Below are 20,497 nucleotides of genomic sequence, written 5' to 3' on the forward strand. Positions count from 1 at the left end.
ACGAGAAACAGACGAAACAGATGAAACGGACGAAGCCGACGGCGGCTGAACCTGAAAGCAATGGCAAGAGCCGGCGGAATGCGGACTCGATGCGGATTCGAGCACGTTCGCGGTCAGGGAAAGCCCGGTATTGTAGCGCGTCGGCGTGACAGTCTGCGCGAACGTTGCGCCGCATGGGCCGGGGTGACGCAAAGGGAGCGGCGCAAGGGGGCGCGCGGCCGAAACCATGGTTTCGATCAAAAGAATCGCGCGCCGGTCAGGGCTGGGTACCGCACCGGGAGTCAGTTCAGTTACGATTGCGGGGCGCATGCGCAACACGCGCTCACTTCGCGTATACCCCGTGTTCATTGGCCGGCACGCGTAAGAAGCGGGTAAGTTGGGCGGCTTATCTTGAAGTCGATGCTTGAAGTCGATGCGGCATGTCCGCGGCCACACAGGGCGCCGCGACATGTGCCCGTGCCGCCCGGCGCGGGCCTTCGCAATGGCCGGACGCGCGCGCCATGACGGCGGCGCCGGCCACAAGAACGGAGACAGGATCGGGTCCGGAAACGCCGCGCGTTTCCGCCGACGGATCCCACAACATGCGGCGCACGCAGCCCATTCAGCGATGCGGGCGCCGGCGGATTTTGGAAACACCATCAGAGAGGTTGTCGATGTCTGCGATCGAATCAGTTCTTCACGAAAAACGCATCTTCCCGCCGTCGGCCAAGGCAACGGCGGATGCGGCCATTGCCGGCATGGACGCGTATCAGGCGCTCGTCGCCCAGGCAGAGAAAGATTACGAAGGTTTCTGGGCCGGCCTTGCACGTGAGGCGCTCGCCTGGCACAAGCCATTCACGAAGGTGCTGGATGAAACGAAGGCGCCGTTCTATACGTGGTTCGAGGACGGCGAACTCAATGCGTCGTACAACTGTCTCGACCGCCATATCGAAGCGGGCCGCGGCAATGACAACGCGATCATCTTCGAAGCCGACGACGGCACCGTCATCCACATCACCTATCAGGACCTGCTCGAGCGCGTGTGCCGTCTCGCCAATGCGCTCAAGAAGCGCGGCGTGAAGAAGGGCGACCGCGTCGTCATCTATCTGCCGATGTCGGTGGAAGGCGTGGTCGCGATGCAGGCGTGCGCGCGCATTGGCGCCACGCATTCGGTGGTGTTCGGCGGGTTCTCGTCGAAGTCGCTCAACGAGCGTCTCGTCGATGTCGGCGCGGTCGCGCTCATCACGGCGGACGAGCAGATGCGCGGCGGCAAGGCGCTGCCGCTCAAGAGCATCGCCGACGAAGCGCTGGCCGCGGGCGGCTGCGACAAGGTCAAGGACGTGATCGTGTATCGCCGCACCGGCGGCAAGATCGGCTGGACCGAAGGGCGCGACGCGTGGCTGCACGAGATCGTCGAGAACGAATCGAGCCAATGCGAACCGGAGTGGGTGGGCGCGGAACATCCGCTGTTCATCCTCTACACGTCGGGTTCGACGGGCAAGCCGAAGGGCGTGCAGCACAGCACGGCCGGCCTGTTGCTGTGGGCCGCGCAGACCATGAAGTGGACCTTCGACATGAAGCCGGGCGATGTCTTCTGGTGCACGGCGGACATCGGCTGGATCACCGGGCATAGCTATATCGCGTACGGGCCGCTCGCCATCGGCGCGACCCAGGTGATGTTCGAGGGCGTGCCCACTTATCCGCACGCGGGACGGTTCTGGGAGATGATCGGCCGCCACAAGGTCACGATCTTCTACACCGCGCCGACGGCCATCCGCTCGCTCATCAAGGTGTCGGAAGCGGATGCGAAGGTGCATCCGAAAAGCTTCGACCTGTCGACGCTGCGCATCCTCGGCACGGTCGGCGAGCCGATCAATCCGGAAGCGTGGGTCTGGTATCACGAGAATGTCGGGCGCGGGCAGTGTCCGATCGTCGATACGTGGTGGCAGACCGAGACCGGCGGCCACATGATCACGCCGCTGCCGGGCGCGACGCCGCTGGTGCCGGGTTCCTGCACGCTGCCGCTGCCGGGCATCATGGCCGCGGTGGTGGACGAGACCGGTCAGGACGTGCCGAACGGGCAGGGCGGCATCCTGGTCGTGAAGCGGCCATGGCCGTCGATGCTGCGCAACGTCTGGGGCGACCCGAAGCGTTACCAGACCAGCTACTTCCCCGAGGAACTCGGCGGCAAGCTGTATCTGGCCGGCGACGGCGCGGTGCGCGACAAGACCACGGGTTATTTCACGATCATGGGCCGCATCGACGACGTGCTGAATGTCTCGGGGCATCGTCTGGGCACGATGGAAATCGAGTCGGCGCTGGTGGCCAATCCGCTGGTCGCGGAAGCGGCGGTGGTCGGCCGTCCGGACGACACGACCGGCGAAGCCGTGGTGGCGTTCGTCGTGCTGAAGCGCGCGCGTCCCGAAGGCGACGAAGCGAAGCAGATCGCGACCGAGTTGCGCAACTGGGTCGGCAAGGAGATCGGCCCGATCGCGAAGCCGAAGGACATCCGCTTCGGCGAGAACCTGCCGAAGACGCGTTCCGGGAAGATCATGCGGCGCTTGCTGCGCTCGCTCGCGAAGGGCGAGGAGATCACCCAGGACGTGTCCACGCTCGAAAACCCCGCGATCCTCGATCAACTGGGCGAAGCGCGCTGATGCTTCAAGGATCGCGGCTGCTCGTTGAGCGCCGCGGTCGATCCTGATTGCCGATGCCATGCGGTTTTGTTAAAAAACCGCATGGCCACCCCTCCCGCCGATTCCTCCAGCCAGCCGCCCGCCTCCCCCCCGCCCGTCTCGGCCGCGATGGCGCGCGCGCATCGCACGTACTGGCGCTTCAACCTCGCACTCATTGCCGTGCTGATGACGATCGGCTTCGTCGTCTCGTTCGGCTTGCCGCTGGTGGCGCAACGCGTCGATCACGTGCGCGTCGCGGGCTTCCCGTTGCCGTTCTATTTCGGCGCGCAGGGCGCGATCCTGGTGTATGTCGGGCTGATCGTCGTCTATATCGTGCTGATGCAGGTCGCCGATGCGCGCCTGCTGCGCGTCGCCCGCGCGGAACAGGGCGAGGGCGCATGAAGCTCACGAACCGGCTGATCCTGTCCTACGCGCTCTATACGCTCGGCTTCCTGCTGTTCATCTTCCTGATGGAGCGCATCGAGCGCACGACGGGACCGGGCACGTGGATCGGCTATGTGTTCCTGTTCGTGCCGATCGCGGTCTATGCGGTGATCGGCCTGCTGTCGCGCACCTCGGACCTGGTTGAGTACTACGTGGCGGGGCGCCGCGTGCCGTCGGCGTTCAACGGCATGGCGACGGCCGCCGACTGGCTGTCGGCGGCTTCGTTCATCGGCCTCGCGGGTTCCATCTATGCGAGCGGCTACGACGGCCTCGCCTACGTGATGGGCTGGACGGGCGGCTACTGTCTCGTCGCGTTCCTGCTTGCGCCGTACGTGCGCAAGCTCGCCCGCTACACGATTCCCGACTTTCTCGGCACGCGCTTCTCGAGCAACCTGGTGCGCGCGCTGGCGGCCGTCGCGGCGATTCTCTGTTCGTTCGTGTATCTCGTTGCGCAGATCCAGGGCATCGGGCTGATTGCTTCGCGCTTCATCGGCATCGAGTTTTCGATCGGCATCTTCTGCGGGCTCGCGGGCATCCTCGTGTGCTCGTTTCTCGGCGGCATGCGCGCCGTGACGTGGACGCAGGTGGCGCAGTACATCATCCTCATCAGCGCGATGCTGATTCCCGTGTCGATGATCGCGCATCGTGAAGGTCTCGGCTGGTTCCCGCAACTGAACTATGGCCGCGTGATGGAGCGGGTCGAGGCGCTGGAGCGGGCGGTGGCGGTGTCGCCGGACGAGGCGCGCGTGCGTGCCGATTTCCAGCGGCAGGCGGCGCGGGTGCAGGAGCGCATCGACGCGTTGCCGCAGTCGTTCCACGTCGAGCATGCGCGGCTGACGGCGGAGATCGCCGAGTTGCGGCGGCATAACGGGCCGCTGCGCGAGATCAACGAGCGGGAGCGGGAACTGGCCGCGTTTCCGCGCGATCCCGCCGATGCGCAGGTCAAGTGGACGCGCGAGCGCGATGCGCTGAGCGAACGCGTGGCCGCTCCCGTGCCGATGGCCGAAGCCTTCGCGCCAGGCTCCGCCAGCGACGAGAGCCCGCGCGTGCACAAGGTGAACTTCCTGGCGTTGCTGCTGTGTCTTTCGATCGGCACGGCGAGCCTGCCGCACATTCTCACGCGCTACAACACGACGACGTCGGTGGCGTCGGCGCGGCGTTCGGTCGGCTGGACGCTGTTCTTCGTCGCGCTGTTCTATCTGACGGTGCCGGTGCTCGCGGTGCTGATCAAGCACGAGATCCTGACGGGACTGGTGGGGCATCGGTTCGCGGATCTGCCGCAATGGGTTACGCAGTGGCGACGCGTGGAACCCTATCTGATCCGGATCAGCGACGTGAATGGCGATGGCATCGTGCGCTGGGCAGGCATCCAGATGCAGCCGGACATGGTGGTGCTGGCCGCGCCGGAGATTGCGGGGCTACCGTATGTGATCTCGGGGCTGATTGCGGCGGGCGCACTGGCGGCGGCGCTCTCGACAGCCGATGGACTGCTGCTGACGATCGCCAATGCGCTCTCGCACGATGTCTATTACTGCATGGTGGATCGCGGCGCGAGCAGTCAGCGGCGCGTGACCATCTCGAAGATCCTGCTGCTGGGCGTGGCGCTGCTGGCATCGTATGTGGCGTCGTTGAATGCGGGCAACATCCTGTTCCTGGTGGGCGCGGCGTTCTCGCTGGCGGCGTCGAGTCTGTTTCCGGCGCTGGTGCTCGGCGTGTTCTGGAAGCGCACGACGCAGCGCGGGGTCGTCGCCGGGATGATCGCGGGGCTGGTGGTGTGCGTGTACTACATCGTGTCGACTTATCCGTTCTTCGTGCAGCTCACCGGGTTTGCGGGGGCGCGCTGGTTTGGCATCGAGCCGATCAGTTCGGGGGTGTTCGGCGTGCCGGCAGGGTTCGCGGTGGCGATCGCGGTGAGCCTGCTGGACCGCAAGCCGGACGCTTATACGCGCGCACTGGTGGATTACATTCGCCATCCGTAGGGGCTGGCGCAGTGGCGGGAACTTGGTATAATCGCGGTCTTCCGGAGAGATGGATGAGTGGTTTAAGTCGCACGCCTGGAAAGCGTGTATAGGGTAAAACCTATCGGGGGTTCGAATCCCCCTCTCTCCGCCAGGACAGACATCGGATCCCGCATGGTCATCGGCCATGCGGGATTTTTGTTTTGTACCACTGGTTTGTATCAAAGTCTTTGGGCGCGCCCGCCGCGCTAACTATCCGGTTACTCGCAGTTACTCGCGGCGACGGCGTTGATCCAGATTCACCCATCGATGCAGCTCAAACGTTCGACGGTCGTCCCGTCTTCACCGTCTCGAGCGCCTTGATCGCTGCGATCAACTTTTTCTCCGGCGCGGCGTCGAGCATCGCGATTGCGGCGCGCAGCAGTTCGCTCTTCTTCACGTGCACGCCGCCTTTCTGGCAGCGCCTTGACGTGCGGTGTGCTCATCCGTTCTCTCCTGGTCATGTGGAGAAAACAGCATATACGCTTCATGCGCACGGTCCCGCGCGAAGCAAGATCGGTTCAGGCGAACCCGAGGTCTTGAATGATGTGGTCACGTGGCGTCGCATGCTTCATCGACGCCACGCGCATGCACCACTCACTGCTTCATGGTGCCGGTCGATTGCGGCGGGTTGGACGGCGCATCGGACGACATGCCGTGTTCGCGTTGCTGCATCAGTGTTCCGCTTCCCGAGGTACTCGAAGGTACGCCGCCGCGCGATGCATCGCCGGTGCGAGGCGTCGGCACGGACTCGTGCTTGCCGGGCTGCATTTGCTGAGGCTTCTGCATGAGTTGATCGCGCGACATGTCCTGGGCGAACGCTGTTGCGCTGCAAAGCGCGAGTAGGGCACCGCTGATGGCGAAAGTGGCTTTCATGACCGTCTCCTTGAAAGTCGACGCGAGTGCGCCGCTTACAGGGATGTCAGCATCGACCATGCCGCACCGGCGGACGATGCTTGCCTTTCGGACGCATTCTGATAATCATAATATTCATTGGGCATCCCAACGATTCGCCGAGACCTGCGTCAAACGATTCGTACGAAGTAAGGCTATTTACTTCGCGTAAAATGCGTGGTTCGAGCAGCTAAGCGATCCGTTTGGCATACTCCGCGCCAAGCCGTGAAATATAGGTGCTGAGACCACGGCCGCTCAGGGCCAGGCGTTTCATTGCTTCCACGTGCGTACGCCCAGGCACGTGATAGTCATACAAATAAGTCCCGCCGCTGACGAAACGCACCATGATGCCGGTACGCAGGATGTCGAATGCTGCGACACCCGAATTTCCGGCAAGGTTTAGATAGCTTTGCATTGGAATCAGGGCATTCCCTCGCGCAAACGATTGCGTACCGTGTGCCCTTCTCAAGTTTCGTCGGCAAGGACCGTAATAGGTACCATGAACAAAGACCAACTCCCCTTCATCGATTCGGACGACCCGCACTTCCAGCACGCACGCGCGTTGAGTCTCTCGGTAGGAGCGATTCGCCGGGCGCAAGGGAAGAGCAATCCGAACGACTTCGCCGTCGGCACGATCGAGTGGCACCTTGCCATCGAAGATTTTGCGTCAGACGTTCTCCGCGCCCTGACCGATGAAACGGAAGGCACCAACATGCAGGTCGGCGAGCGGCCGCTCGACTGATCTCGCGGCCGGTCAACGCTGTCGGTTACCTCGTCAGAGCTTGACCCCGCCCGCCTCGGGCGCATCGACGCCCTCGGGCGGAATGGCCCCGGCCTGACTCACGTCCCTCGCGCGATCCGTCGCCCAGTACGGCTCGCGCCCGTAGTGCTGATGCACCGTGCTGGCCCAGACGTGATCGGCCATCGACGGCCACGCGTCCTTGTCGAAACCCGGAGAGTTGCGAACCTGTTCAGCTGTTGCATCGAGACGGAAGCAGCGGTTGTCGGTGTCGAGCGTGAGCGCGCTCCATGGAATGGCAAGCAACTTATTGCCGATTCCGAGAAATCCCCCGCTCGACAGCACCGCATACGCAATCTGCCCATTGCTCACGTCGAGCATGATGTCCTTCAGCGAGCCGACATCGTGGCCATCGCTGCTGATCACCGAATTGCCATCGAGCGTGCTGGCTGCCATCACATCCGGCCCCGGTCCCGCGGCGGTTGCCGCGCCCTTGCCGACGATCTTCGCGCCGCCGGAAGACGATCCCATCGAATCACTCATGTTCTGCTCCTTGGCTCAGTTGCGGACAGACCTCCCGCGGCTCCTGGACTGCGCGCGACGGTCCTGCATTGAGTGAGCAACAGCCGTACCCATACGGACGGGCAGTGCACGGCCGCCCCATCCGGGTCTGCTAAGCTCGGCGTTCGCTCATTTCGCCCGGGTCTCATGATCGATTTCGACGAACTGCTGGCCGTTGCCTACAAACGAGAACGCATGCAAAGCCGCAGGCTCGCCCGGGGCGCGGCCATCAGCGAACATGCGGCGCTGTACAGGACGCTGACCAAGGCCGCTGCCGGAGAGACCGTACAGGCGCTCGTCGATGCCCGCCGTGCAACCCAACGCAAGGATGAAGCTGCGCGGCGCCAGCGCGAGATGCGCCGGGCCGAACGATCGATCGCCGCGCAAGTGCGCGAGCCTGAGTGTGTCGCGGGCGCATGGCGCGCGTGGTTCGACGGCTCGGCGCTGCCGAATCCGGGCCGGCTCGGGATCGGCGGAGTGCTGGTCGGGCCGTGCGGCCGGACGGTGGAGATCAGCGCCGCGTGCGGCCATGGCGACAGCAGCGTGGCGGAATATCGCGCCCTCATCGCGGTGCTCGAAGCCGCGCTGCGCGAGCGGGCGCAGGGCATCGTGATTCACGGCGACAGCCGCGTGGTGATCGATGACGTGAACGCGGCTGAACCCTCCGGCATTCGCGCGCTTGCGGCTCACGCGCATCAGGCGCGCGCGCTTCTCGCGCAACTCGGCGATGCGCGCATCCAGTGGCTTCCGCGTGCCCGCAATCAGCGCGCCGACGCGCTCTCGCGCGCGGCGCTCGAACGGCCGCCCGCGGCAGGCGCGGCCGCCTGAGAGGCGGCTTCCGCAGTCAGGGCAAGTCGCGGACATCGGCGGTCGGGTGACTGCCGAACGTATCGCTCAGAAGATGTTGAACGAGCTTGCAAGCCGAGTCTTCCGGCGTCGCGAGCTGGCCGTCGCGTTTCAAGGCGTCGAAGCGTTCCCGCAGCGGAAAGCGGTCGAGCCCGGTGCCGCGGATTTCCGCCTGCATGTCGGTATCAACGACACCCGGCGCCACGCTGCTTATGCGCAGCAACGGGCTGCCGTCCAGCGCGACCGCACGGGCGTGCTGATCGAGCGCGGCCTTGGTCGCGCAGTAGATGCTCCAGCCGGGATAGGCATTGCGCGCGGCGCCGCTCGAAACATGGACGATGCGCGTATCCGGCGACTGCCCGCCGGAACGCGCGGCGCACTCCGCGACGGCCGCCGCCAGCATCATCGGCGCCGCCACGTTCACGCTCACCGCGCGCGCCACCTGCGCGGGCGACTGGTCGGCAAGGCCGCCGACCGGCGCAAGCACGCCGGCATTGTTGACGAGCAGCACCTGTTGCGCATCGTCCATGAAGCGGATCAATGTATCGCCCGCGAGCCAGTCGGTGAGCGCGGACAAGTCGGCGAGATCCAGTTCGACCTGGCTCAGCGCTCCAGGATAGCGGGCGGCAAGCCCGGCATTGGCGGTGCGCGAGAGGCCGAGCACCTCGATATTCTGGGCCAGCAGTTGAGCGGCTATCGCGGCGCCGAGTCCGCGTGTGTGGCCCGTGAGGATGGCGCGAGTCGGGTAGGGCATGGTGGCTTCGACGGAGTCGGTGAGTGAGGAAAGGGCGTGTCGATTCTAGCGGCAAGCCGGATGCGGCGTCGGCCGGGCTCAATCGGCTCAATCGGCTGAATAGGCTGAATAGGCTCAAGCGCGACGAATCGGCAAGACAAAAAAAAGCGCTGCACGACTGTTCGTTGGTTCCAGGACACAGATGCAGTCACCGCGGATTTTTTTCTGACAAGCCTCTTCACAAAACTGACAATCTTTCTCAAACGGAGAAACAACGGAGACTGTCATGCCGACCCGACCAAGCCCGCCTTCCTCTGTGTCGTCATGCTCCGAAGCAGATGCTCCACTCGTGCCGCTCGCGGCCGTGCGAGCCGTTTCCATGGCCGTGGCCGCGTCCTTGCTCGGCGTGCCCTGCGCCGCCTGGGCGCAAAGTTCGGTGCAACTGTATGGCGAACTGGATTCAGGACTGGCCTGGACCAGCAACGTCGGCGGCCATTCGCAGTATCGGCTGACCACCGGCACCATCGACGGCAGCTACTGGGGCCTGCAGGGCTCGGAAGACCTCGGCGGGGGCGCGCGGGCGATCTTCCGTCTCGAACGCGGCTTGTCGGTCGCGACCGGCGAAGGCCTCAACGATCATCCGATCTACGTCGGCATTGGCTCGGACCGGCTCGGCACGGTCACCTTCGGCCGTCAGTACGATTCCATCCACGATTATTTCCAGACCTTCACGCTGACCGGCAACATCGGCGGCACGGCCTTCGCGCATCTGCTCGACAACGACAACGCCAACAACTCGTTCCTGGCATCGAATTCAGTCAAGTACACAAGCGCTTCCTATGGCGGCTTCAGCTTCGGCGGGCTGTACGCGTTTTCCAACGAGGCGGGCGCGTTCTCGGACAACCGCGCGTACAGCGTCGGCGCGAATTATTCGCTCGGCTCGTTCAATGCCGGCGCGGCCTATCTGCACAACAACGGCCGCGGCAACACGACGACCGGCGCCTACGAAGCCCTCGCGCTGCCCGGTACCACCCAGGGCAGCGTCTTCACCGCGAACGTCCAGCAGCAGAACACCTTTGGCGTCGGCATGAGTTACGAGCTGGGCGAATTCACGCTGAGCGGAGCGTTCTCGCGCGCGATCAACTCCGGCGTCATCGATGCCGACAGCGGCGACCTGGTCCCCTCGCTCGGGCTCAACAACTACGAGATCAACGGCATCTACAAGCTGACGCCGGCCATCATGCTGGCCGGCATGTACGTCTACACGAATGGCGGCGGCGCGCACTGGCACGAAGGCGCGCTGCAGGTCGACTATCTGCTCTCCAAGCGCACGGACGTGTATCTGGAGTCGATCTATCAACGCGCGTCCTCGAATGCGCCGGCGGTGATCAACACCAACGATCCGTCGAGCGGGCGCAATCAACTGATGATCGGTACGGGCATCCGGCATCGCTTCTGATGCTTTCGCGGGCAGGATGCGCGTGCTAGCTTGACGGTTTCAATCCGTCCGTCTCGCGGGTGTCCCATGTCGCTGCAAAGCTTCTTCGTCTTCCTGCCCGCCTGCTTCGCGATCAACATGGCCTTCGGGCCGAACAACGTGCTGTCGCTGTCGAACGGCGCCCGCGACGGCGTGCGCACGTCGGTGCGCGCATCGTTCGGACGGCTCGCCGCCTTCGCGGTGATGATCGCCATCGCCGGACTGGGGCTCGGCGCGCTGTTGCTGGCCTCGCAGACGCTCTTCACGGCGATCAAGTTCGCGGGAGCGGGGTATCTCGTGTGGATCGGCGTGAAACTGCTCCGTTCGGGACCAGCGCTGCTTGCGACGGAGCCGAAAAGCGCGCCGCGTACGGCGAGCATCGCGCGACTGACGAAACAGGAGTTCTGGGTGGCCGCGGGCAATCCGAAGGCCATTCTGGTATTCACTGCGTTCTTTCCGCAGTTCGTGGACCGAAGCGCCTACGCGACCAGCTTCGCGATCCTCGGCGCCACCTTCCTGGTGCTCGAACTCGTGGCCATTTTCATCTACGCGCTGCTGGGGGCGCGGCTCGGCTCGATGTCGCGGGGCGCGCGCGGCTTCGCCTGGTTCAACCGGATCAGCGGTGCGCTGATGATCGGTTTCGGCGTCATGCTGGCATTCGTTCGACGGCCGGCCGCCTGATTATGTTCTTTTATGACGACTGCATTTTTTCGATTATCACATCCGGTTATTGCGAATAAAAGAAGGTTTATGTGTCAGGGCTATTCCCGAGTGACCGCATGCACGAATAACCGGAAAATCCGGCACTCGTCAGTCGCAATAACCTTGCGATTGACTTAAATCAACTGACGCGCCCGAAAGCGATCCTTTTGAGTGCGTCGAGACGCCGAGATCATCGTTGTGCGATAAGTTCGTAAAACGATGTGGCAATGGACGGTCGATGAATACTTCCTCTCCGCACGTCCGGCGCGCCTGCGCCGCGCGCTGTTCACGCATCAATCGCCGATTTTCTCTGTTACGCCCTTTGCGGATTGTCATTCTTCCCGCGGCGGCTACCCTCCATGATTTGCGATAATCACGGGTTCTGCGTCTACGCTGATTCTTCCGTTACGCATTCATCATCGCTGTGAAAACCGGTGCTCATGTATTGCCGTGTTTTCTGCCGAAGAAGACGACTCTCATCCGGCCGTCTCACCCCTCGCTGTTCGAAGGATTTTCTTGCTCATGATTAACTCATCGCCTGGCACGTCGCAGACACGTTCAATAACGCAGACTTCAATATCGCAGACACGTTCATTCACGACGGTCTCCCTGATCGAGATGTGGGAGCGTTTTGGCTATTACGGGATGGCCGCGTTGCTCGTGCTGTTCATGATCGACAAGATCGGTTTCGCCGACGATCACGCCAACCTGACCTGGGGCGCCTTCACCGCGCTGGTGTTCTCGGCGCCGTCGATCGGCGGCTGGATCGGCGACAAGGTGCTCGGCGCGCGCCGCACGATGATCGCGGGCGCGATCGTGCTCGCGTGCGGCTATCTGATGCTGGCGCTGCCGGTGGACACGCTCGGCTTCATGTATGCGTCGCTGGGCGTGATCGTGGTCGGCAACGGGCTGTTCAAGTCGAACGCGGCGAACCTCGTGCGCCGCATCTTCGAAGGTGACGATGCGCGCATCGACAGCGCCTTCACCATCTACTACATGGCGGTCAATATCGGCTCGACGTTCTCGATGCTCGCCACGCCGTGGATCAAGGATCACTGGGGCTGGCACGCCGCATTCGCCGTGTGCTGCGGCGGCATGCTGCTCGGACTGCTCAATTTCGCGCTGCTGCGCCGGTCGCTTGCACATGTCGGCTCGGCGCCCGATGACGAACCGCTGCGCGGGTCGCGCGTGTTCGCAGTGATCGCGGGATCGCTTGCGCTGGCCGCTTCGACCGTCTTCATCCTGCAGCACAAGCAGGTCGCGGTGGCCTGCGTGTATGCGGCGGGCGTCGCGATCCTGGCGATCTTCGGCTTCATGCTCAAGACCTGCGACCGCAGCGAGCGCGCCGGCCTGATCGCCGCGCTGATCCTGACGCTCCAGGTGATCCTGTTCTTCGTCTTCTACCAGCAGATGTCGACGTCGCTCACGCTGTTCGCGCTGCGCAACGTCGACCCGGCGTTCTCGATCGGCGGCATCGCGTTGTTCACCTGGAGCGCCGCCCAGTTCCAGGCGCTCAACCCGATCTGGATCATGGTGCTGAGCCCGCTGCTCGCCTTCGTGTATGCGCGTCAGGCCCTGCGCGGACGCGACATGCCGGTGGCCGCGAAGTACGCGCTGGGCTTCGTGGTGGTGGCCATCGGCTTCTTCGTGTTCGGTCTGAGCGGGCGCTACGCGGTGGAAGGGCGGGTCTCGTCGTGGTTCATGGTGGCCGGCTACGGGCTGTACTCGTTCGGCGAACTGCTGGTCTCGGGCCTGGGACTCGCGATGATCGCGCGGTACGCGCCGGCGCGCATGGGCGGTTTCATGATGGGCGCGTTTTTCGTCGCGACGGGCGTGTCGCAGTATCTCGGCAGTGTCGTCGCCAACTTCGCGCGCATGCCGGCCGGCAATCTCGATGCGGCGCAGTCGCTGCCGCTCTATACGCACTTGTTCTTCGGGTTGGGATGGCTGGCGGCCGGCGGAGCGGTGGTGGCCATTGCGCTGCTGCCGTTGCTGGGCAAGCTGTCAAGGGCGCATCAGCAGGCGACACAGGCGGCAAGCCGACGCGAATCGCTTGCGCCTGCTCCGATATCGCTGAACGCAAAGAATGTTTGACTCCGATCGCCGCTTCAGTCTATAATTTAATTCTTCAGACGCGGGGTGGAGCAGTCTGGCAGCTCGTCGGGCTCATAACCCGAAGGTCGTAGGTTCAAATCCTACCCCCGCAACCAAATCGTCAAGCAAAGAGCCCGGTCAAGCCGGGCTCTTTGCTTTTGTGCGTCCGTTTCCTGCACATCGAGTCGAGTCCCGTACGGGATGGACCCGGGGGATGGACCCAGGGTTGGACCCCACGCCTCATCCGCGCAGCCGAGCACACCTTCTCTCAACAACACCCGCCCCGGAAACACGAAAAGCCTGCATGAGCACTCACTCATGCAGGCTTTGAGCAATCTTGCCCACCTCTATCGACCGGGGCGCACCAGATTGTGCGTCACTCCGCGAGCTTTCGCGCAACCTTCTCTGCGCGAAACCGCGACCCGATCGAACTCAGGCGGCGATGCCGAACTGATATGAACCGATGCGGGCAGGGCCCCGCAATCGATCAATAGAATTTCTTCGGCAGTTGTGCGCGGCGGATCTGCTTGCGCAGGCGAGCAACAGCAGCAGCTTTCTTGCGCTTGCGCTCGGTGGTGGGCTTTTCATAAGCCATGCGCGACTTGAGTTCCTGGATCAGGCCCGTACGCTCGACGGTACGGCGGAAGCGGCGCATTGCAACATCAAACGGTTCGTTTTCTTTCAGCAGAACTTTAGTCATTGAAATCTCGGTTGATCTGGCCCTGCCAGAATTTTGGGCAAAGCGCAATTGTACACTTTTTGAGAGCCGTTCTGCACGCCCTTTGCGTGGATTGTTCCTCTGCCGGCTCCGGGAATCCAATCGTAGATCGTTGATTCAAGACGACAATACCGACAAACCCGGGTCAGAAGCCGCGCCGGCGCACGGGGCGCGTGTCCGGGACGGCCATGCGGGTGTCGGGCTGATGGATCGTCACGTCGCCGTGCGGCAGCGCCACGCAGGGCAGGATCCAGCCCTGCGCCTTTTCCTCCTTTGTCAGCCCTGGCCAGTCGACGCGATACGACACCGCGCCATCGACAAGCCGGCACATGCACGCGCGGCATGTGCCGTTGCGGCATGAGCGCGGCAGCGACAAGCCGGCGCGCAGCGCGGCTTCGAGCAGACTCTCGTTCTCCCTTACGGCGACCAGGAGTCCATCCGGCTCTATGACAAGGGCAAAGGCGCGTGGCTCCGCGGCCGGCTCCGTCACGTCCGTACCTCGATGCCCGCGCGGCCGTTGGTCAGATCGCGCAGTTCGAGCGCCGCCGGTTCACGCGCGGCGGCGGCCATGCGCACGACGAGGCGCACCGTCATCCCGTACGCGCTCTCGACGAGTTCCGCCTCATGCTGCTCGATCCAGCGACGCACACGCGCTTCGTCGGCGTAGTCGAGCTCGATGCCGATCAGCCCGCGCTCGACCCGCTCCACGCGCTCGGCCTGCTGCATCGCGGTGGCGATCGCGTCGGTGTAGGCGCGCACGAGACCGCCCGCACCCAGCTTGATGCCGCCGTAGTAACGCACGACCGCGGCCAGCACGCCGTCCACTTCGTGATGGCGCAGCACTTCGAGAATCGGGCGGCCGGCGGTGCCGGAGGGCTCGCCGTCGTCGGACATGCCGGACTGGCCGCCGGCGAGCAGGGCCCAGCAGACATGCGTCGCGCCGGGATGCGCGGCCCGCAGGCCGTCGAGTTCACGCATGGCTTCGTCGCGATTGGCCACGGGAATGGCGCACGCGATGAAACGGCTCTTGCGGATATCGATTTCCGCGCTGACGGAGGAGGCGAGGGTGTAAGTCGGCAAGGCTGGAAGCGCGCGGGACGTAAAGCTCGAATCTTAGCTGCTGTGCGCGGGCGGTTGCGCGGCGGGCTGCGGAAGCGGATCGAGCGCGCGCTGCATCAGCACGGTATCGACCCATTGGCCATGCTTGAAGCCGACGTCGCGCAACACGCCCGCATGCTCGAAGCCGAGCCGCGCGTGCAGCGCGATTGATCCGGCATTGCGGCTGTTGCCGATCACCGCGATCATCTGCCGCCACGGCCCGCGTTCGCAGCGTTCGACGAGCGCCCCGAGCAGCGCCCGGCCGACGCCACGCCCGTGAAAGCGGGCGGCGACATAAACCGAATCCTCGACGGTATGCCGGTACGCCGAGCGCGGCCGGTAGGCCGACGCGTAGGCATAGCCCGCGATCACGCCATCGAGTTCGGCGACCAGATACGGCATGCCGGCAGCCGCGATGGCCGCGTGGCGGGTGCGCAATTCGTCGGCGGACGGCGGCACTTCCTCGAAGGTCGCGAGCGCGTGCTCGACGTAATGCGCATAGATCCGGGCGATGCCGTCGAAGTCGGCGGACGCGGCGTCGCGCACGAGCGGAGAGGAGGGTGGGTCTTGAGCCATGGCGGGCAGAGATCAGTGCAAAAAAGGAGAATTTCGCACCGGCGATTCTCGCATGGCGTGACCACGGCAAAAAAAGGGCCGGGGAGCCGTGCGGAAACCCACCAAAACGGTGTGCTTTCAGGCAAAGAAATCGTTGAACGCGGCTGGGCGCGCCCCCTACACTAAGTCGTTTGTCCGGGACTGCGCGGTGACGGCGTGGGATGCGTCGTTTCACTGTCGTCGGGGAACGAGAAAACGCGCGCGAGTCGCCTGCCTCGCGCCGCGGACCATAACACGCAATGAACAACACTCAACGTGGGGCGCTGGCGGCGCTTCTGATCGTCATCGTGGTGATTGCGGCGCTGGCGCCGGCGGGCATCGGCTTTCTGTTCGCCCAGCGCAGCCAGCGGCTCGAGGAAACCAGGCGTCTCAACCTGTTCGCCGATGCCACGCTGCGGCGCGCCGAGGATCTCACCCAGCACCTCTCCGGCGCGCTCGGCGAGATCGGCCGGGTGTCGGCGGCGCCGTGCTCGCGGCCGTATCTGACCGAACTGCGGCGCATCGCACTCACGCATGCGCAGGTGCGCGATGCCGGCGCCTATGACCGGGACGGCCGCTGGCAATGTTCCTCGCTGCTGGGCGCGGTGTCGGTAGGCGCGCTCGACGGCGTCACCGGCGGTCTGATGCTGCCGCCGCCGGACTGGCGTTCGCGCGACGGCATGCGCGCGTGGTACGGCCTCGCGCGGCTGCCGGGCGGCAAGGCGTCGCTGGTCATGGGGCGCGACGGCTTCTATATCGCCGCCGATCCCGCGCTGTACGTGGACAGCCATGGCGCGCCCGCCGCGCCGGTGGAAGGCGTCGCGGTCATCAATACGGAGGTGAGCCGCGTGATCGCGAGCGCGCCCGCCGCCGATGCCGCCGCCACCGCCGCCGTCCTCGCCGTGTACCGGACCGCGCCGCCCGTGCGCGACTGTTCGCCCTACGTGGTGCGGCGCTCGGCCTCGATGCCGTTGGCGGTCGTCGTCAGCGCCCCGCATCAGCCGTGGCGCCAGCGCGTGCGCACGCTGCCGTGGGGCTGGCTGCTGGGCGGCGTGGCGGCGGGCTTGCTGGTGGCCGGCTGGGCGGCGTATTTCATCCTCCGCAGGCTCTCGCCGCGCGGCCAGCTGAGCGACGCCGTGCGCCGTCATCAGTTCATCGTCGCGTATCAGCCGATCGTCGAACTCGCCACGCGCCGCTGTGTCGGGGCGGAGGCGCTGGTGCGCTGGAAGTATCACGACCGGATCGTGCGGCCGGACGATTTCATTCCGCTCGCCGAACATCGCGGGCTGATCCAGGCCATCACGGACCAGGTGCTCGATACCGTGCTGCTCGAACTCGGCGACTTTCTGCGGCGCTATCGCGAGTACTACGTGTCGGTGAATCTCTCCGCGCCCGACCTGACGACGCACCGTTTCCTCGACGTGCTCGGCCCGGCGCTCGCGCGGCAGGGCGTGCGGCCGGGGCAGATCCGCATCGAGGCGACCGAGCGCAGCTTTCTCGACGCCGATGCCGCCAAGGAAGTCATCGGCGCGTTCCGTCACGCGGGCCACGCGGTCTATCTCGACGATTTCGGCACCGGCTATTCGAGCCTGTCGCACTTGCAGAACTTCCGCGTCGACGGCTTGAAGATCGACAAGTCCTTCGTCGATACGGTCGGGCAGGATGCGGCGTCGAGCAGTGTGGCCTCGCACATCATCGACATGGCGGCGACGCTCGAGGTGCAGGTGATCGCCGAGGGCATTGAGCGCGAGGAGCAGGCCGCCTATCTGCATGCGCGCGGCGCGCAGTTCGGGCAGGGCTGGCTGTTCTCGCCGCCGCTGACCGCGGCCGAATTCATCCGCTACGCGGGCCGCACGCGGGGTGCTTGATCGCGGGCAAAACGGCCTTACTTAGGGAGCTTCCTGAAACGCAACTGAAGCGCAACTCCTACGACGAGGCCCGCCATGACCGCCATCACCGACCAAGCCGCCACCGCTTTTCTGCGCGACGTGCGCCATCCGCTGCTCGCGCTTCATCGCAGCGTGCTCGCGCATCTGCGCGCGCGGCACGAGGCCGAGTTCGGCGCGGTGTCGCCGGGCGAGTTCCTGCAGATCGTGATCAATGGTTCGGCGTATCGCTGGCTTGCGCCGTTCTCGACGCTGATCGCAGCCATCGACGATGTCCTCGACGACAGCGAGGCCACGCCCGACATGCGCATCGAGCATGCGAAGGCCGTGCTCGGCATGTTCCGGGCCGGTACGCGCGATCCGGCCTTCGCGGAGCAGTTCCTGCCCTTGCTGCAGGACAGTCCGGAAATCGCCGTCGCCAACGGCGAAGTGGCGCAGCATCTGCGCGCCCTGGTCGGCAAGTAAGCCTGAGCCGCGCGCCGTCCGCTATCGGAAATGCGACCTGAAAAGCGCATTTTTCGTCGGCGGCGGTGCTGCGGGTTTTCCTGTCTGTCGCGATAAGGCCATGCGTTTCGACGGGGGCGCGCGGCCGCAGCCCGCCCCGGACGTTGCATGTTGCGTCGCAGCACGCAACCGCCTGCCGCCTTGAGCAAATAAAGCCGTCCTGAGAGCATCGCCGCCATTCCATTCATCGAAGGAGGCGGCTCGTGGTCCTGCATGGTTTCGGTCCGCTCCTGTGGGCGGGCGCAAAAGAGACGCTGGCGCTCGCGCTGCTCTCCCTGACAGTGGCGGTGCTGCTCGGCCTCGTGGGCGCGGCGGCGAAACTCTCCCGGCATGCGCCGTTGCGCGGCATCGCGACCGCCTATACGACGCTGATCCGCGCGGTGCCCGACCTCGTGCTGATGCTGCTGCTGTTCTACGGCATCCAGATCGCGCTGAACCATCTGACCGACGCACTGGGCTGGGACCAGCTCGACATCGATCCTTTCACGGCCGGCGTCATAACGCTCGGCTTCATCTACGGCGCGTATTTCGCCGAGACCTTCCGCGGCGCCTTTCTCGCCGTGCCGCGCGGCCAGCTGGAGGCGGGCAGCGCCTACGGCATGAATGGCCTGCGCGTGTTCTGCCGGATCCTGTTTCCGCAGATGATGCGCTTCGCGTTGCCGGGCATCGGCAACAACTGGCAGGTGCTGGTGAAGGCGACGGCGCTGGTGTCGATCATCGGTCTCGCGGACATCGTCAAGGCCGCGCAGGATGCCGGCAAGAGCACCTTCCACATGTTCTTCTTTATCCTGGTCGCGGCGCTGATCTATCTCGCGATCACGAGCGCGTCGAACGTCGTGCTGACGCTGCTCGAGCGGCGCTATTCGACCGGCGTGCGTCACGCCGAACTTTGAACCCGCCGATCCCGTCCGCGAGCGCCAAGCCATGATCCAGATCTTCGCCGAATACTGGCGCCCCTTCCTCTATTCCGACGGCCTGCGCGCGTCGGGTCTCGTCGTGACGCTGTGGCTGCTGGCGACGTCGCTGGCGCTCGGCTTCTGCGCGGCGGTGCCGCTGGCGTGCGCGCGGGTATCGCGTAACCGCTGGCTGGCGACGCCGGTGCGCCTCTACACCTTCGTGTTTCGCGGCACGCCGCTCTATGTGCAACTGCTGCTGCTTTATACCGGCATGTACAGCCTGGAGTTCGTGCGGACGCAGTCGCTGCTTGAGGCGTTCTTTCGCAGCGGCTTCAATTGCGCGATCCTGGCGTTCGCGCTCAACACCTGCGCCTATACGACCGAGATCTTCGCCGGCGCGATCCGCGCGATTCCGCACGCTGAAGTGGAAGCCGCGCGCGCCTACGGCATGAGCACCTTCACGATGTACCGGCGCGTGATCCTGCCGTCCGCTTTGCGCCGCGCGTTGCCGCTGTACAGCAACGAAGTGATCCTGATGCTGCATGCAACGACGGTTGCCTTCACCGCGACCGTGCCGGACATCCTGAAGGTCGCGCGCGACGCCAATTCCGCAACCTATCAGTCATTCGAATCGTTCGGCGTGGCGGCGCTGCTCTACGTGGCGATTTCGTTCGCGCTGGTGGCGGCGTTCCGGCACGCGGAGCGGCGCTGGCTCGCGTATCTGCGGCCGGCCGGCGCGGTGCGGACACGCCGCGCATGAGCCGCCACATCAGCCATCGCATCAGCCGCCGCAGCGGGCGGTAGAATCCGATCCCATGCACCACACCCTGTCATCACTCGAGGAGAACGCGTTGGAGCCCACCGTCAAGGACGTTGCGACCAAGCTCGTCGCCGAGGACATTCACAAGCGCTACGGCGACAACGAAGTGCTGAAGGGCGTCTCGCTCGCCGCGAAAGCCGGGGACGTGATCAGCATTATCGGCGCGAGCGGCTCGGGCAAGAGCACGTTCCTGCGCTGCATCAACTTTCTCGAACGGCCCAACGCGGGGCGCATCATCGTCGATGGCGAAGCGGTGCGCACAAAAGCCGACAAGACCGGCAATCTCGAAGTCGCGGATCACAAGCAGTTGCAGCGCGTGCGCACCAAGCTCGCGATGGTCTTCCAGCATTTCAACCTGTGGTCGCACATGACGGCCATCGAGAACGTGATGGAAGCGCCTAGCCACGTACTCGGCGTGTCGAAAAAGGAAGCGGAAGAGCGTGCGCGCGAGTATCTGGAAAAGGTGGGACTGCCGCCGCGCGTCGAGAAACAATATCCGTCGCATCTGTCGGGCGGGCAGCAGCAGCGCGTCGCGATTGCACGCGCGCTGGCGATGCATCCCGATGTCATGCTGTTCGACGAACCCACGTCCGCGCTGGATCCGGAACTCGTCGGCGAAGTGCTGAAGGTGATGCAGCGGCTCGCGGAAGAGGGCCGCACGATGATCGTCGTCACGCATGAAATGGGCTTTGCCCGCAACGTGTCGAATCACGTGATGTTCCTGCATCAGGGCCGCACCGAAGAGGAAGGCGCGCCCGCGGACGTGCTCACGGCGCCGAAGAGCGAGCGCCTGCGCCAGTTCCTGTCGGGCAGCCTCAAATAACGTGGCGAATGGGGCCG

Annotated in this window: 22 protein-coding genes and 2 tRNA genes; 15 read left to right on the forward strand and 9 right to left on the reverse strand. The window is 64.8% G+C overall.

Annotated elements, in window-relative coordinates; all coding sequences use genetic code 11:
- Positions 1-653: 653 nt before the first annotated feature.
- The 4 genes from acs to QCE62_RS05195 all read left to right on the forward strand — a co-directional run bounded on the left by acs (position 654) and on the right by QCE62_RS05195 (position 5,210).
- On the forward strand, positions 654-2,636 hold the full coding sequence (gene acs / locus QCE62_RS05180) for an acetate--CoA ligase (RefSeq protein ID WP_309915114.1): 1,983 nt from the start codon (positions 654-656) through the stop codon (positions 2,634-2,636).
- 81 nt (positions 2,637-2,717) lie between these two features.
- On the forward strand, positions 2,718-3,056 hold the full coding sequence (locus tag QCE62_RS05185; protein WP_309807956.1) for a DUF4212 domain-containing protein: 339 nt from the start codon (positions 2,718-2,720) through the stop codon (positions 3,054-3,056).
- Positions 3,053-5,077, forward strand: coding sequence for a sodium:solute symporter family protein (locus tag QCE62_RS05190; RefSeq protein WP_309915117.1), 2,025 nt, complete (start codon positions 3,053-3,055; stop codon positions 5,075-5,077). The genes QCE62_RS05185 and QCE62_RS05190 overlap by 4 nt, the downstream gene beginning before the upstream one ends.
- 43 nt (positions 5,078-5,120) lie before the next feature.
- Positions 5,121-5,210 (forward strand) — tRNA-Ser (locus QCE62_RS05195).
- 162 nt (positions 5,211-5,372) lie between these two features.
- Here the strand turns inward: QCE62_RS05195 and QCE62_RS05200 are convergent.
- The 3 genes from QCE62_RS05200 to QCE62_RS05210 form a co-directional block, all read right to left on the reverse strand.
- Positions 5,373-5,495, reverse strand: a complete 123-nt coding sequence (locus QCE62_RS05200; RefSeq protein ID WP_309915119.1) for a hypothetical protein — start codon at positions 5,493-5,495, stop codon at positions 5,373-5,375.
- 197 nt (positions 5,496-5,692) lie between these two features.
- Positions 5,693-6,031 (reverse strand): hypothetical protein, encoded by a 339-nt coding sequence (locus tag QCE62_RS05205; RefSeq protein ID WP_309915121.1) that lies wholly within the window; start codon positions 6,029-6,031, stop codon positions 5,693-5,695.
- A gap of 148 nt (positions 6,032-6,179) precedes the next feature.
- On the reverse strand, positions 6,180-6,404 hold the full coding sequence (locus tag QCE62_RS05210) for a hypothetical protein (RefSeq protein ID WP_309915124.1): 225 nt from the start codon (positions 6,402-6,404) through the stop codon (positions 6,180-6,182).
- An 84-nt stretch (positions 6,405-6,488) separates the two neighbouring features.
- Between QCE62_RS05210 and QCE62_RS05215 the strand changes: the two genes are divergently transcribed.
- A complete protein-coding gene (locus QCE62_RS05215; RefSeq protein WP_309807961.1) occupies positions 6,489-6,731 on the forward strand; it encodes a hypothetical protein in 243 nt (80 codons plus the stop codon).
- A 33-nt stretch (positions 6,732-6,764) separates the two neighbouring features.
- On the opposite strand, the gene QCE62_RS05220 is transcribed toward QCE62_RS05215, so the two are convergent.
- The gene (locus QCE62_RS05220) at positions 6,765-7,271 is read right to left on the reverse strand and encodes a PRC-barrel domain-containing protein (protein ID WP_309915125.1); all 507 of its coding nucleotides are present in this window, start codon (positions 7,269-7,271) and stop codon (positions 6,765-6,767) included.
- Between the two features lie 165 nt (positions 7,272-7,436).
- Here QCE62_RS05220 and QCE62_RS05225 point away from each other — a divergent pair, with 165 nt between their 5' ends.
- Positions 7,437-8,117, forward strand: coding sequence for a ribonuclease HI family protein (locus QCE62_RS05225; RefSeq protein ID WP_309915129.1), 681 nt, complete (start codon positions 7,437-7,439; stop codon positions 8,115-8,117).
- A 16-nt stretch (positions 8,118-8,133) separates the two neighbouring features.
- Here the strand turns inward: QCE62_RS05225 and QCE62_RS05230 are convergent, their stop codons facing one another.
- Positions 8,134-8,889, reverse strand: a complete 756-nt coding sequence (locus QCE62_RS05230) for an SDR family oxidoreductase (RefSeq protein ID WP_309915132.1) — start codon at positions 8,887-8,889, stop codon at positions 8,134-8,136.
- A gap of 358 nt (positions 8,890-9,247) precedes the next feature.
- On the opposite strand from QCE62_RS05230, the gene QCE62_RS05235 reads away from it, so the two are divergent.
- The 4 genes from QCE62_RS05235 to QCE62_RS05250 all read left to right on the forward strand — a co-directional run bounded on the left by QCE62_RS05235 (position 9,248) and on the right by QCE62_RS05250 (position 13,257).
- Positions 9,248-10,327 carry a porin gene (locus QCE62_RS05235; protein ID WP_309919631.1) on the forward strand — a complete coding sequence of 360 codons (1,080 nt, stop codon included), beginning with the start codon at positions 9,248-9,250 and terminating at the stop codon, positions 10,325-10,327.
- A 66-nt stretch (positions 10,328-10,393) separates the two neighbouring features.
- Positions 10,394-11,026, forward strand: coding sequence for a LysE family translocator (locus tag QCE62_RS05240; protein ID WP_309915135.1), 633 nt, complete (start codon positions 10,394-10,396; stop codon positions 11,024-11,026).
- Between the two features lie 543 nt (positions 11,027-11,569).
- Positions 11,570-13,141, forward strand: a complete 1,572-nt coding sequence (locus QCE62_RS05245) for an oligopeptide:H+ symporter (RefSeq protein WP_309915138.1) — start codon at positions 11,570-11,572, stop codon at positions 13,139-13,141.
- A 39-nt stretch (positions 13,142-13,180) separates the two neighbouring features.
- A tRNA-Met gene (locus QCE62_RS05250) sits at positions 13,181-13,257 on the forward strand.
- Positions 13,258-13,628: 371 nt separating this feature from the next.
- Here QCE62_RS05250 and rpsU read toward each other — a convergent pair.
- The 4 genes from rpsU to QCE62_RS05270 all read right to left on the reverse strand — a co-directional run bounded on the left by rpsU (position 13,629) and on the right by QCE62_RS05270 (position 15,533).
- Complete coding sequence (gene rpsU, locus QCE62_RS05255) at positions 13,629-13,841, reverse strand: 30S ribosomal protein S21 (RefSeq protein WP_006999077.1); 213 nt, start codon at positions 13,839-13,841, stop codon at positions 13,629-13,631.
- Positions 13,842-14,004: 163 nt separating this feature from the next.
- The gene (locus tag QCE62_RS05260) at positions 14,005-14,349 is read right to left on the reverse strand and encodes a 2Fe-2S iron-sulfur cluster-binding protein (RefSeq protein WP_409017789.1); all 345 of its coding nucleotides are present in this window, start codon (positions 14,347-14,349) and stop codon (positions 14,005-14,007) included.
- Positions 14,346-14,939: a YigZ family protein gene (locus QCE62_RS05265; protein ID WP_309915140.1), complete on the reverse strand. Its 594-nt coding sequence runs from the start codon at positions 14,937-14,939 to the stop codon at positions 14,346-14,348. The genes QCE62_RS05260 and QCE62_RS05265 overlap by 4 nt, the downstream gene beginning before the upstream one ends.
- A 33-nt stretch (positions 14,940-14,972) precedes the next feature.
- Complete coding sequence (locus QCE62_RS05270; RefSeq protein ID WP_309915143.1) at positions 14,973-15,533, reverse strand: N-acetyltransferase family protein; 561 nt, start codon at positions 15,531-15,533, stop codon at positions 14,973-14,975.
- A 278-nt stretch (positions 15,534-15,811) separates the two neighbouring features.
- On the opposite strand from QCE62_RS05270, the gene QCE62_RS05275 reads away from it, so the two are divergent.
- The 5 genes from QCE62_RS05275 to QCE62_RS05295 all read left to right on the forward strand — a co-directional run bounded on the left by QCE62_RS05275 (position 15,812) and on the right by QCE62_RS05295 (position 20,480).
- Entirely contained in the window at positions 15,812-17,419 is a 1,608-nt protein-coding gene (locus QCE62_RS05275; protein WP_309915146.1) for an EAL domain-containing protein, read from the forward strand.
- 75 nt (positions 17,420-17,494) lie between these two features.
- A complete protein-coding gene (locus tag QCE62_RS05280; protein WP_309915149.1) occupies positions 17,495-17,902 on the forward strand; it encodes a hypothetical protein in 408 nt (135 codons plus the stop codon).
- A gap of 242 nt (positions 17,903-18,144) precedes the next feature.
- Positions 18,145-18,834 (forward strand): histidine ABC transporter permease HisQ, encoded by a 690-nt coding sequence (locus QCE62_RS05285; RefSeq protein ID WP_309915151.1) that lies wholly within the window; start codon positions 18,145-18,147, stop codon positions 18,832-18,834.
- 31 nt (positions 18,835-18,865) lie between these two features.
- Positions 18,866-19,597 (forward strand): ABC transporter permease, encoded by a 732-nt coding sequence (locus QCE62_RS05290; protein WP_309915153.1) that lies wholly within the window; start codon positions 18,866-18,868, stop codon positions 19,595-19,597.
- A 55-nt stretch (positions 19,598-19,652) separates the two neighbouring features.
- The gene (locus QCE62_RS05295; protein WP_309915156.1) at positions 19,653-20,480 is read left to right on the forward strand and encodes an ATP-binding cassette domain-containing protein; all 828 of its coding nucleotides are present in this window, start codon (positions 19,653-19,655) and stop codon (positions 20,478-20,480) included.
- The last annotated feature ends 17 nt before the right edge of the window (positions 20,481-20,497 follow it).

This window comes from Caballeronia sp. LZ033 (assembly GCF_031451265.1).
In the GTDB taxonomy this organism is placed as follows: domain Bacteria; phylum Pseudomonadota; class Gammaproteobacteria; order Burkholderiales; family Burkholderiaceae; genus Caballeronia.